Origin of the sequence: Saccharothrix sp. CB00851 (assembly GCF_001905065.1) — a bacterium.
Taxonomy (GTDB): domain Bacteria; phylum Actinomycetota; class Actinomycetes; order Mycobacteriales; family Pseudonocardiaceae; genus Actinosynnema.
Genome location: NZ_LWLC01000009.1, coordinates 91,980 through 103,994, shown reverse-complemented (window position 1 = coordinate 103,994; position 12,015 = coordinate 91,980). Strand labels below are relative to the sequence as shown.

Below are 12,015 nucleotides of genomic sequence, written 5' to 3'. Positions count from 1 at the left end.
CCACGACACCGGTGGACGCCGCCGCCCGGTTGACGCTGGACAAGCAGGCCGCGCTGGTCGACACCAACGGTGATGGCAAGGCGCAGGTCGGCGAGCGCATCGACTACGCGTTCGTCGTGACCAACACGGGCTCGGTCACGGTCACCGACCCGACGATCGCCGACGACCGGCTGGCCGGTGCCGGGATCGCGGTCACCTGCCCGACCGGGCCGCTGGCGCCGGGAGACCAGGTCACGTGCACCGCGTCGTACGTCGTCACGCAGGTCGACGTCACCGCGGGCAGTGTCGTCAACACGGCCACGGCCACCGGCAAGACGCCGGGCGGGGATAACGTCAGCTCGCCGCCGGACGTCGCGACCGTGCCGTCCGGCGAGGTCCCGGGGGCCATCCCGCCCAAGCCGACCCAGCCGCCGGTGCTGCGGCCGGAGGACCAAGTGCCGCCGTCCGACGACCTGTCGAGCACGGGTGTGAGCGTGGCGCTGACGATCCTGGGCGGGCTGGCGGCCTTGGTGCTCGGGCTGCTGGCGCTGTTCGTCGGGAGGTCTCGCCGGGAACGGTGAACCCGGTCAATGCGGGAAGGTGCGCCGTGCCCGTCGGGTGACCTCGTCGCGGTGGTCCTCGATGACCAGCGCCACCTCGGTCATGGTCCTGGTGTCCCGGAGCCGGTCCGGGTAGTCCACGGCCGCGGCGAGCACGGGCAGGTCGACCGAGAAGTACACGCCCATCAACGGGTTGACGAACAGGTCGCTGTCCGCGGTCCGCGTGCTGAGCGGCACGTTGCCGAACTCACCGCGCAAGGCCGCCGCGATCTGGCCGTTGACGATGCTGGGCCGCAGCGGGGTGGCGGCCTGGGCGTGCGCGACGGCATCCAGGTAGGCCCGCGCCTCGGCGGAGTCGGACGGTATCGACAGGGCGCCCAGGTAGCCGCCGGCCCGGTCCAGCGCGGCCAGGTTCTCCAGCACGTGGGCGTGGCACACGCCGTGGTAGGCGTCGATGCCGAAACCCAGGCACACCACCAGCCGCTCCACGCCGTCAAGCCCCGCGACGGCGGCGAGGCTGGTCATGTCCTCCTCGGGAGTGCCGATGCCGGCCTCGTCCCCGCGCATCAGGATGTCCGTGCCGCCGTCGACCAGCACGACCGCGTCCACGCCCAACCGTTCCACCAACGTCCGGTAGGCCGCCCTCAACGGCCGCACCCCCGTACGTGGGACAAGGAGAACACCCCGTGATCATAGGCACGGCAGCATGTGCGGCCCGAGGCGATTTCCGGGCGTGTGGCGGTGACGAGGTGAGGCCGTGTCGCGTCGGGCTAATCCGTCGCGTGGGAAGTCGTTGAAGTCGAAATCAGTTCGAGGCCCGTTCACATACGTGACCAAAAGCGGTCTAATCAGGTTCGTCGGCGCTCAGTCGTCGTCCACGTCGTCGCCCCCGTCGTAGTCGTCGTCGTTGCGCGGAGGAACCGGCGGAAGAGGTGATGGTGCCTCAGTCGTCCCGACCGTCGTTTCCGGTGGCGTTTCGTCGGTGGTGGAGGGCGGCACGAAGCCGACCGTGATCGCCGGCGGGACGCCGGACTCGGCTCCTACCAGCGCGGACACCCCGGCGAGGCAGGTGGCAGCAGCCAGGAAGGTCACCGCGACCCAAATTGGGAGGAACCGCATCGATCCACGCACACCGCTCATAGTGCCCGCGTGCAAACCGTGCGGCAATGCGCGAATCGGGTTTTCTTCGGGGCGAGTGGCGCAATGGATTGCGAACGTTCTTCACAACAAGTCGTGGAGTGATCCGATGGTTCAGCCGGTCAACAAATGACCAATATGCACAAAAGGACGTCCGGTCGGGCCGCTCGGGCTAATCTCGCGTTTTGGCTCGCGGTTGACGAGCCGAGGTGGCTCGGTGATGAGGAGGGCCGGCGTGGTCACGCTCGCCGACGTCGCCAGGCACGCCGGGGTGGCCGTCAGCACCGTCTCCTACGCGCTCAGCGGCAAGCGGTCGATCTCCGCGCGCACCCGTGAGCGCATCGAGCACAGCATCACCGCGCTGGGCTACCGGGCAGGCAGGTTGCGGCGCACCGCCGTGCTCGGCGTGGTGCTGCCCGCCGACCTCGACCCGGTCTGGACGGGCGGTTTCCTGGCCGCCGTCGCGGCGACGGGACGAGACCGGGGCGCGGACGTGCTCATCAGCTTCGAACCGAGGCGGCGGCACGTGGGCGCGGTGGTGGTCGTGTCGCCCGCGTCCGTGCCGGCGGCGGACGTTCCGGTGGTGCGCGTCGGGCCTGCCGACGGGACGCCTCACCTGTGCCGCGTGGACGTGAACCGGGTCGCGGCGGGCGTGGAGTGCGGGCGGCACCTGGCGAACTTGGGACACCGCAACGTGATCTTCGCCCACCGCACCCCGTTGGACGACTTCCACCGCGCCGTCCGGGCGGTCATCGGGTCGCGGGGTGGGGTCGTGCGGCCGTGCGCGGGTGCGGCGGAGGTGGAGCGGGCTTTCGCGGTCGGCACCAGGGTGCCGACCGCGGTGGTGGCGGCGGACGGGGCGGCGCTGGACCTCGTGCTGACCGAGTTGGACCGGCGTGGGCTGCGGGTGCCGCGGGACGTGTCGGTGATCGCCCTCGGTGCGGAGACCCGGCGAGCCCGCGCGGTGACGTCGCTGACGGTCTCGCCGACCACGTTGGCCCGCGCGGCCGCGGAAGCCGTGCTCAGCGGGGACGCCCGCGATCGGTTGTTCACCCCCCGCCTCACGTCACGCGGCACCACCGCCCGCCGACCCCTGTGACACGCGAACGCGGGGCGCACCTTGTCCCCAGGTGCGCCCCGCGAAGCCGCCGGGGTGAACGATGGCACGTGTCAGTGAGCCCCGTCGTCGGTCGGGTGCTCGTGTGCTCCCGGCGGCCACGCGGTCGTGACCTTCGCTCCCTCCTTCCCGCGCTGCCGCGCCCAGTCGTCCACCACGCCCCGGCAGGTCCGGTCGAGGTGGGTCAGGGAGGACAGGTCCAGGTGGGCGTCACCGCGCACGGCGTCGAGGGCGGTCTGCAGCTTCGGCACGGTCAGGAACGTCGCGCTGCCGCCGAACCTCAGTTCGACACGGCCGTCGGGTGCGTCGCGGCGGTCCACGGTCAGTCGCGACATCTGCCACGCCACCTTGAACAACGCCGCCACGAGGCCGATGACCACGCCTTCCAGCAGGTCGGTGGCGATGATCGCGGAGATCGTGACGACCAGCACCGCCGCCTCGCCCCGGTCGTGCCGCCACAACCGGGGCAGCTGCCCCGGGTTGAGCAGCTTCCAGCCGCTGTACACCAGGATCGCCGCGAGCACCGTGATCGGCACCAGCCGCAGCACGCCGGGCGCGAGCATCGCGAACGTCAGCATCCACACGCCGTGCAGCACCCGCGACAGCTTGGTGTGCGCCCCGGCGTGGACGTTGGCCGCGCTGCGCACGACGACGGCGGTGAGCGGGATGCCGCCCAGGAAGCCGGAGACGACGTTGCCCGTGCCTTGCGCGAGGAGTTCCTTGTTGTACTGGGTCTTCGGGCCGGTGTGCATGCGGTCGACCGCGGTCGCGCCGAACAGGCTCTCCGCCGACGCGATCAACGCGAACACCACCGCCGTGCCGAGGACGGCGGGTGAGAACAGGGTGGCGGCCGACTCCGCGGTCGGCAGGTGCACCGCGTCGAGGAGGGCGCCGACGGACAGCATCCGCACGTCGGCGTGGAAGAACGCGGCGAGCACCGCCACCACCAGCACCGCCGCGAGCGGACCGGGCACCACGCGCAACGCCTTCGGCGCACGTCCCCAGCACGCGATCACCACCAGCCCGCACACGCCGAGCAGCAACGCGCTCCGTGCCGCCGGATCACCCGAAACCTCCGGCAGCAGGGCCGGCAGGCCGATCAGGTTCTGCACCGCATCGCCCGGCGCCTTCCGGTCGGCCAGCGCGTACACCTGGCCGAGCAGGATCAGCAGCCCGATGCCCGACAGCATCCCGGCGACGACCGAGGACGCCATGGCCTGGAACCACTTGCCGAGCCGGGCCAGCCCCATGACGATCTGCAGCACGCCCGAGGCGAGCACGATCATGCCGAGGGTCGCCGTCCCGTGGACCTGCACGGCGTCGAACACCAGCACCGCGAGCCCGGCCGCCGGTCCGCTGACCTGGAGCGAACTGCCCGGCATGACACCGGTCACGATCCCGCCGACGATGGCGGTGATGATGGCGGCTTCCGGTTGGACGCCCGAGGCGACCGCGATACCGATGCACAGGGGCACCGCGACCAGGAACACGACGATGGACGCCAGCACATCCGCCCGCAAGCGGCCGATGAGGTCGTTGCGCCCGGGTCGGGGGGGTTCGCCGGTCGGGGGCGGGTCGTCGCGCGTGATGGGCAGGGGGCCGGTCGGTGCTTCCGGGTCGAACTCGCTGGTGGGGCGGCCCGGTGACGTCCGGTGGTTCGGTGGCGACGGGCGGCCGGGTGGGCGGCGGGGGTGGTGCGGGTGGGATGGGTGGTGTGGCTCGGGTGGGCGGACCTGCGGCACGGTCGGCTGGTGGTGCGGCGCGGTTCTCGGCGGCGGGACGGTGTGGGGCGTGCGGTGGTGGTCGGTGGGCTCGACGGGCATTTCCACGGCCATGGGGAGATGTCCTCCGGGGTTCTCGGGTGGGTCAGAGGGCGACGAGTGAGCCGTCGCGTAGTTGCCTGACCTCGCCGGTGTGCACTTCGTAGAACCAGCCGTGCACGCGGAGGCGGCCATCGGTGACGCGGCGGTCCACTTCGGGGTAGGTGCGGAGGTTCGCCAGCTGGGTGGCCAGGTGGCGGGTCACCGAGCCGGTCAACGCGGGGTCGTCCGCTTCGCTCGCGTGCGCCAAGCCGGGACCGATGTCGTTGCCGCGCAGCCATTCGCGCACGGCGGGGACGAAGCTCAGGTCGTCGCCGCGCACGGCCGCGCCGACCGCTCCGCAGTGCGAGTGGCCGCAGACGACGATGTCGCGCACGCCCAGCACGTGCACCGCGTACTCGATGGTCGCGCTCGCCGCGCACGGTCGGTTCGACGTGTACGGGGTGATCACGTTGCCCGCGTTGCGGTACTCGAACAGCTCGCCCGGTTCGGCGCCGGTGATGAGGCTCGGTACGACGCGCGAGTCCGAACAGGACACGAACAGCACGGTGGGCCACTGGCCGCGGGCGAACGCCGCGAGGCGACCGCCCCAGGTGCGCCGGAACGCGGTGACCTTGTCGATGTCGAGCACGTCGGCTCCGCCTTTCGTCGGGGGGTGGGGTGTTCCGACGATGGCCGCTGCTCGTGACCGCGGGAATACGGAGAAGGTGGATCTAGCGTCGTTTTAGGGTTGTTTTAAGACGCGCGGGCGAAGGTGAGCACGACTCGCGCACCACCCAGCGGCGACCGGTTCAGGTGGACCACGCCACCGGTGGCTTCCACGACGCGGCGGGCGATGTCCAGGCCGAGCCCGGTGGAACCGCTCGCCTGCCGGGCGGCCGGCGCACCCGGCCAGTTGCCGCCCGCGCCCTCACCCGCCGGTTGGGCTGCGGCCGAAGGGGCGGGCCGGCCAGGGCCCGGGTTCCCGGTGTCCTGCCGGGCCGCGGTCGACGCCTCCGGCCACACCGGGCCCGCGCTCCCGCTCCCCGGACCGGCCCCGGTCGACCCACCCGGCCAACCGGAACGCGGCTCCTCACCCACCGACCAAACCGCGGTCGACGCGTCCGGCCGGCTGGGGCCCGCGTTCCCACTCGGCGGCCGGGCGGCGGGTGGCGGATCCCGCCGGCCCGGGTTCGGGTCCCCGCTTCTCGGCCCGGTCGCGGTCGGCCGGTCGGGGAAGCCGGGGCCCGCGTCGTCCACCACGAGAGTCACCCGGGAACCGTCCGCGTGCACGGCGAGCCGGTACGCGGTTCCCAGCGCGGTGTGGCGGAACACGTTGCCGATCAGGATGTCCACGACGGCGGCGACGTCCTCGCGGCCCACGGGCACCGGTACCGGGCCGGTCGGGCACCGGACCTCGTGCGGTCGTCCCTCGTCCTCGGCCAGTGGTGACCAGAACGCGGCTCGTTCGGTGACGACGGCCGCGAGGTCGCACGAGGTGGCGGTCGGTGGGGTCGCGGGGCGGGAGGCGTCACGGATCATCCGGTCCAGTTCGGCGTCCAGGTGGAGGGCGGCACGCACCACGCGGGCGGCGGCGGGGTCGCGGAGCTTCTCGGCGTCGATCCGCAGCGCCGTCAACGGGGTGCGGAGCCGGTGCGACAGGTCCGCGGCACGGGAGCGTTCGGCGGCGAGCAGGGCGGTGATGCGCTGTGCCATGCGGTTGAACGTGAGCGCGACGTCGACCAGTTCCGGAGGTCCGGTGGGGTCGATGCGCTCCACCAGGTCGCCCTGCCCGAAGCGGTGCGCGGCGGACGCGAGACGGCGCACCGAGCGGACCAGGCCGAGCGCGAGCCGGTCCACCAGCAGCACCGCACCGGCGACCATCGCGATGACCACGGCGGCCAGCACCGCCCACGCCCGCCCCACGCCGTCCACCAGCCGCTCGTCCGGCAGGAACACCTCCACCACGAACGTCCGCTCCCCCAGCCGAACCGGCCGCAACAGCACCACACCGCCCGCCGACGGCTCGACCACCGGTGTCACCCGCGCCGCCTCGACCTGTGGCCGGGTGGCCTGCGGGAACCCCACCGGCCCGTCGGGCGTGTGCACGGACACCGCGTGCCCGGAGACGGCGACGACCTCGGCCAACCCGCGCGCGACGTCACCGCGACCCTCGGCGCCGGCGAGCAGGCCGACCACGGCCGTGACGGAGCGCTCGGCGTCGGCGAGGGCCGTGCGCCGCGCGACCTCCCGCGTGACGACGGCCAGCGGCACCAGGACCGCGACCAGGATGGCCGACGCGCACGCCAGCGCGACGAGCACCAGCGCACGTCTCACGCGGGCTCGACCAGGCGGAAGCCGACGCCGCGCACGGTGAGCAGGTGACGTGGTGCGGCGGCGCTCTCCCCGAGCTTGCGCCGCAGCCACGACACGTGGACGTCCACGCTCTGCTCGCGGCCGGAGTGATCACGCCCCCACACGGCACCGACCAGTTCGGCGCGCGGCACCACCCGGTCACGGTGCTCCGCGAGGTACCGGAGGATGTCGAACTCCTTGCGGTTGAGCTCCACCGGTCTGCCGTCGACGTGCACCTGTCTCAGCGCGAGGTCGATCCGCAGCCCACCCACGGTGACCGCGCGCGGTCCCGGCTCACCGACACCGCGCACGCGCCGCAGCACCGCACTCATCCGGGCGACCAGCACCGGTACGGAGAACGGCTTCACGAGGTAGTCGTCCGCACCGGCGTTGAGCAGCTGCACGACGCGCAACTCGTCCCGACGCGCGGTCGCGATCACCACGGGCACGTCGCTAGCCCCCCGCATCATGCGCAACGCGTCCGCGCCGTCCACGTCGGGCAGGCCGAGGTCGAGCAGCACGATGTCGGGCTCGTCGTGAGCGATGATCCGCAGGGCTTCCAACGCGGTGGGCACGCCGCGCGACCGGTAGCCCGCGCCGCGCAGTGCGTCGACCAGGGCGGTCGACAGGGACGGATCGTCCTCCACCACCAACGCCGACAGGATGGGCCCCAGCGTCGGTCGGCCATGGCGCGTGTACATCGCCTTCTCCGTCTGCTCGTTCCGGGGGCGGCGGCACGATGCGGCGGCTCATCGTGCCGGGAACGACCCGAAGGCCGCAAACACGTGTCGAACCCCCTGTCGAACGACCGGGCTCCGGAGCGTGAAGCTGATCAGAGATCCAACCGGCTTCCGGCAGCCGACCAGGGCGTTTCAGGCGTTCCTGCGCAGCGGTTCGGCAACCGCGCGGCCAGCCCGAACCCGCGGCGGAGAAGGGCGCCCCGGTTCCCCGCGAGCGCCCGTTCCCGCCTATCCCGCCCGTCCCGCCAGTGCCGCGACCGGCACTGATCAGAACGAGTTGCCGAACGCGCTGGACAGGTACTCCTTCGCGTCGCGGAGCGCCTCGTCGATGATCCGGGCCGCTTCCCGCGCCTGCTCCGGCTCGTGCGCGGCCTGCACCTGCAACCGGAAGCGCGAGGCGCCGGTCGGGGTGACGGGGAACTCGACCATGAACGCGAGCACCCCGCGGTCGAACAGCAGGCGGTTGACCGTGCGGGCGAGCTTCTCGTTGCCGATCAGGACCGGCACGATCGGGCTCGGTGAGCCCATGCAGGTCAACCCGCGGGTGGTCAGCTCGTCACGCAGGGCGTGGATGGCGGTGAACAGCCGTCCGCGCAGGGCCTCACCCTCGTCGGTGCGGATGATCTCGGCCGCCTTGAGCACCACCGCGGTCTGCATCGGTGACAGGGCGTTGGAGAAGAAGTGGGACCCGGCGAACATCTTGATGTACTGCTTCACCGCGGGCGACTTGGCCGCGACGAAACCGCCGTTGGAGGCGAACGTCTTGGAGAACGCGCCCATGACCAGGTCGACCTTGCCCAGCATGTCCTGCATGCCGAGCACACCGGTGCCGCCGGGTCCCATCGAGCCGAGGTCGTGGGCGACGTCGACCAGCAGGGTCGCGTCGTAGGCGTGGCAGACGTCCTGCAGGGCGACGACGTCCGGCCAGTCGGCGTCCACCGAGAACAGGCCGTCGGTGATGACCATGATGCCGTTGTTGGTGTCGGTGGCCCGGATCCGGGCCAGGTGCGTGCGCACGGCCTCGACGTCGAGGTGGGTGTAGCGGGTGATGTTCCTGGTCGCCGCCCGCGCCCCGCTCTGCAGGCACGAGTGCGCGAGGCGGTCGATGAGGATGTGGTCCTCCTGGCGGACCAAACCGGTGACCGTGCCGAAACCCGCCGACCACCCGTTCGAGAACAGCGTCACGTGCTCCAAGCCGACCAGCGCGCCGAGGGCCGCCTCCAGCTCGTCGGAGATGCGGGTGTTGCCCAGCACCATCGGCGACCCGGCGCTGTGCGGGCCGAAGTCGCGCATCGCCCGGACCGCCGCCTCCCGGATCTCCGGGTGCGCGTTGAACGACAGGTAGTCCTGGGAGTTGAAGTTGATGCCCCGGGCGGGCTTGCTCAGGTCGTTGGTGATGGTCGCGACCCCACCGGGCGCCGCCTCCAGGACCCGCGAGTACTGCCAGGTCTCGGTGCGCCTGCGCGCCTCCACCCAGCCGTGGAACTCCTCGGTCCGGGCGAGCAGGTTGGCACCTACGGGCCGGAAGAAGTCGTAGGCGTTCTTGTCGAGCGCGTAGTCCTCGTCCGGGTCGATCGCGGGCGCGGCCGTCGTCGCCGGTTCCCACATCGGTTCCAGGTCGGCCCGGATCGCCGGGAAGTCTTCGCCGAAGAAGCGGACGACCTCGTCCTCCGGGAGGGTGTCCACGTCCTCCAGGTCCTCCCACGGGATGTGGCTCGCCCAGTTCCGCATCATGTCCGACACCTCGCGCGCGGCGGCGGCGACCGCCTTGGCGGCGGTGAGCGGGTCGGTGCCGGCCGTGTCCGCGGCGGCGATGAGCGCGGCGACGACCTCGCCGTCCTCGCGCTCGTGTGCCAGGGTGCCGGTCATCGGGTCGCCTCCGCTTCGGCGAGCAGGAACGGGTTGCGCTGGTGCTCGCGGTAGGTCGCCTCGAAGTCGGCGAACGCACCGAGGTCGCGCGAGGACTCCTTGGCCGTGTCGTTGAGCAGGAACACGTTGGACGGGTCGAAGAACTCCGAGACGGGCGCCACGTCGACGTGGGTGGCGATGAAGCGGTCGATCTCGGTCTGGTTGCCTCGGAGGATCGCGAACAGCTGCAGCTCGTCGTGCCGCAGCGGTTTCATCTCCGCGAGCGTGCACACGTAGTCGTAGTAGGCCGCGGCGGTCTGGCTGCGGCGCTTGGTGGCGTAACCGGCCATCGCGGTGTCCCGGTCGGTTTCGCCGCCGAGCCACCGGCCGACCGCCTCCGCGGCCAGTTCCGCGTCACGCAGGGCGTGGGTGATGCCGAGAGCCGTGCACTGGTCCTCGAACGACTCGGCGTCGCCCACCAGCACCCAGCCGGGCCCGTGCAACTGCCTCAGGTACGCGGCCTGGTCGAGGGTCCCGTAGAAGCGTTCCTCCCGGCGTGCCCCCGCCACGGTGGCCGCCGCCTCTTCGCTGATCAGCCCGAGCGCACGGTGGAAGTTGCCCTCCACGTCGGCGCGGAACTGCGCGGCCCACTCGCTCGGCCCCCACGTCAGCACCATGGTCCGGCCGTGGTTGGTCGACGCCATCGCCATCCCGAGCCTGCCCCGCCGGTGGATCTGCGCGTCGGCGTCGGGGATGCCGCTGAAGTAGCTCCAGTAGGCGAAGGTGCACCGCGGCCGTTCGTCGAACTTCTCCACCCCGAGGGCGCGGGCGACGAAGGAGTTGCGGCCGTCGGCCCCGATCACCACCTGCGCGTGCTCGACCGTGCCGTCCCGGCCCTTGATGCCGATGACCGTGCCGTCCTCGTCCCGCAGGAGTTCCTTGACGGTGTAGCCCTCGCGGAACTCCACCCCGGCCCGCACCGCGTTGTCGACCAGGATCTTGTCCAGCACGTGCCGGCGGACCGAGAAGTACTCCGTGGTGATCCCGCTGTCGTCGTCGTGCAGCAACCGGAACTGGTTGCGCAGCAACTCCTCGGGAACGCTGCCGCGCAAGGCGATCCCCTCGTTGACCAATGTGACCTCGGTGTGCGCGGGCGTCACGGCCCGCACCTCGTCCAACACGCCCAACCGGTTCAGGTAGGACGCGCCGTGCGGCCACACGAAGTGCGTGGACAGCACATCACTGGGAAACCGCGACCGGTCCACCACCAACACCCGCAGCCCTCGCCGGGCCAGGTGCGCACCGACCGCCGCACCGGCGCACCGGCCACCTATCACAATGGCGTTGTACATGCCGATCATCCAACCGGACGCCCATACCCTGTACAGGCCCGAACGGCCGACGATTTCGGCAGCTCAACGGGTGTGTATATGACTCTGATGGATACCGGAATGGCGAGATCCGTTCCGCGCCGTCCGAAGTGGATTCCCCCGGCTCCGACCTCCAGGGCGCACGCCGGACGGTTACCTCGGCACGGTCGGGCCCGTCATGACCATGACGGAGTTCGCGCGAGGAAGGTGACGACATGGCCGGGTCAGGTCCGCACGACGCACTGGCGGAAGCCCTCGAACAGCAGCGCGAGCGCCTGGTGGCGGTCGCGTGCCGGATGCTCGGGTCGCGGGTGGACGCCGAGGACGCGGTGCAGGAGGCGTGGCTCCGGCTGGCGCGGCAGGACGCGGCCGCGATCGACAACCTGGCCGGTTGGTTGACGACCGTGGTCGGGCGGATCTGCCTGGACGTGCTGCGCTCGCGCACGACCCGGACCGAGATGTCCTACGACGACCGGCTGCCCGAGCTGGTGGTGACCGCGGACGACGGGCCGGCGCCCGAGGACGACGCGGTGCTCGCCGAATCGGTCGGGCCGGCACTGCTGGTGGTGCTCGACACCCTCACGCCCACCGAGCGGCTGGCGTTCGTGCTGCACGACGTGTTCGCGGTGCCGTTCGCCGAGATCGGGGAGATCATCGGCCGGTCCACCGACGCGACCAAGATGCTCACCAGCCGGGCCCGCCGGAAGGTGCGGGGCACACCGCAGCCGGAGCAGGAGCCGCGGCGGCAGCGCGCCGTGGTCGACGCATTTCTCGCCGCGGCGCGGAACGGGGACTTCGACGGGCTCGTACGCCTGCTCGACCCGAAGGTGACCTGGCGCACGTACCACCCGCAGGGCGTGATGACCACGGTCGGAGCCGCCGAGGTGGCCGATCCGATCCTGCGCGGCATCCGTTCGATGACCTCGGCGCTCCCGGTCCTGGTCAACGGCGAGCCGGGGTTCGTGACCTGGGGTGCGAAGGGCAAGGTGCTCGGCGTGGCGGCGTGCACCGTGGTCGACGGCCGGATCGTCGAGATTCTGACCGTCAGCGACCGCAAGCGCCTCGACGCCATGAACCTGCCCGCGCGGCCCGCGTAGCACACGTCGAGCG

At 71.8% G+C, this 12,015-nt stretch carries 10 protein-coding genes and 1 pseudogene; 3 read left to right on the top strand and 8 right to left on the bottom strand.

Features of this window, described 5'->3' with window-relative positions; translation table 11 throughout:
• The first annotated feature begins 11 nt into the window (after positions 1–11).
• The gene (locus A6A25_RS10770; RefSeq protein WP_443217049.1) at positions 12–560 is read left to right on the top strand and encodes a DUF7507 domain-containing protein; all 549 of its coding nucleotides are present in this window, start codon (positions 12–14) and stop codon (positions 558–560) included.
• A gap of 6 nt (positions 561–566) precedes the next feature.
• On the opposite strand, the pseudogene A6A25_RS10765 reads toward A6A25_RS10770, so the two are convergent.
• Both A6A25_RS10765 and A6A25_RS10760 read right to left on the bottom strand, forming a co-directional pair.
• Positions 567–1,211, bottom strand: a pseudogene (locus tag A6A25_RS10765) (DUF1152 domain-containing protein); the annotation flags it as partial.
• A 192-nt stretch (positions 1,212–1,403) separates the two neighbouring features.
• On the bottom strand, positions 1,404–1,670 hold the full coding sequence (locus A6A25_RS10760; RefSeq protein WP_143193069.1) for a hypothetical protein: 267 nt from the start codon (positions 1,668–1,670) through the stop codon (positions 1,404–1,406).
• Positions 1,671–1,896: 226 nt separating this feature from the next.
• Between A6A25_RS10760 and A6A25_RS10755 the strand changes: the two genes are divergently transcribed.
• On the top strand, positions 1,897–2,775 hold the full coding sequence (locus A6A25_RS10755) for a LacI family DNA-binding transcriptional regulator (protein ID WP_083668228.1): 879 nt from the start codon (positions 1,897–1,899) through the stop codon (positions 2,773–2,775).
• A gap of 71 nt (positions 2,776–2,846) precedes the next feature.
• Here the strand turns inward: A6A25_RS10755 and A6A25_RS10750 are convergent, their stop codons facing one another.
• The 6 genes from A6A25_RS10750 to A6A25_RS10725 all read right to left on the bottom strand — a co-directional run bounded on the left by A6A25_RS10750 (position 2,847) and on the right by A6A25_RS10725 (position 10,887).
• A complete protein-coding gene (locus A6A25_RS10750) occupies positions 2,847–4,628 on the bottom strand; it encodes a SulP family inorganic anion transporter (protein WP_241828584.1) in 1,782 nt (593 codons plus the stop codon).
• Between the two features lie 31 nt (positions 4,629–4,659).
• Positions 4,660–5,244: a carbonic anhydrase gene (locus tag A6A25_RS10745; protein WP_083668227.1), complete on the bottom strand. Its 585-nt coding sequence runs from the start codon at positions 5,242–5,244 to the stop codon at positions 4,660–4,662.
• A 104-nt stretch (positions 5,245–5,348) separates the two neighbouring features.
• Positions 5,349–6,929 carry a sensor histidine kinase gene (locus A6A25_RS10740; RefSeq protein WP_073888121.1) on the bottom strand — a complete coding sequence of 527 codons (1,581 nt, stop codon included), beginning with the start codon at positions 6,927–6,929 and terminating at the stop codon, positions 5,349–5,351.
• Positions 6,926–7,648, bottom strand: a complete 723-nt coding sequence (locus tag A6A25_RS10735) for a response regulator transcription factor (protein ID WP_083668226.1) — start codon at positions 7,646–7,648, stop codon at positions 6,926–6,928. The genes A6A25_RS10740 and A6A25_RS10735 overlap by 4 nt, the downstream gene beginning before the upstream one ends.
• A gap of 306 nt (positions 7,649–7,954) precedes the next feature.
• A complete protein-coding gene (locus tag A6A25_RS10730; protein WP_073888120.1) occupies positions 7,955–9,556 on the bottom strand; it encodes an aminotransferase class I/II-fold pyridoxal phosphate-dependent enzyme in 1,602 nt (533 codons plus the stop codon).
• On the bottom strand, positions 9,553–10,887 hold the full coding sequence (locus A6A25_RS10725; protein WP_198932645.1) for an NAD(P)/FAD-dependent oxidoreductase: 1,335 nt from the start codon (positions 10,885–10,887) through the stop codon (positions 9,553–9,555). The genes A6A25_RS10730 and A6A25_RS10725 overlap by 4 nt, the downstream gene beginning before the upstream one ends.
• A gap of 233 nt (positions 10,888–11,120) precedes the next feature.
• Between A6A25_RS10725 and A6A25_RS10720 the strand changes: the two genes are divergently transcribed.
• Positions 11,121–12,002, top strand: coding sequence for a sigma-70 family RNA polymerase sigma factor (locus A6A25_RS10720; protein ID WP_073888118.1), 882 nt, complete (start codon positions 11,121–11,123; stop codon positions 12,000–12,002).
• Positions 12,003–12,015 lie beyond the last annotated feature (13 nt).

Excerpts from the sequence above, each read along its gene's own strand:
- A6A25_RS10730 (WP_073888120.1), bottom strand. The coding sequence starts at position 9,556 with ATGACCGGCACCCTGGCACACGAGCGCGAGGACGGCGAGGTCGTCGCC.
- A6A25_RS10750 (WP_241828584.1), bottom strand. The coding sequence starts at position 4,628 with ATGGCCGTGGAAATGCCCGTCGAGCCCACCGACCACCACCGCACGCCC.
- A6A25_RS10755 (WP_083668228.1), top strand. The coding sequence starts at position 1,897 with ATGAGGAGGGCCGGCGTGGTCACGCTCGCCGACGTCGCCAGGCACGCC.
- A6A25_RS10720 (WP_073888118.1), top strand. The coding sequence starts at position 11,121 with ATGGCCGGGTCAGGTCCGCACGACGCACTGGCGGAAGCCCTCGAACAG.
- A6A25_RS10735 (WP_083668226.1), bottom strand. The coding sequence starts at position 7,648 with ATGTACACGCGCCATGGCCGACCGACGCTGGGGCCCATCCTGTCGGCG.
- A6A25_RS10725 (WP_198932645.1), bottom strand. The coding sequence starts at position 10,887 with ATGTACAACGCCATTGTGATAGGTGGCCGGTGCGCCGGTGCGGCGGTC.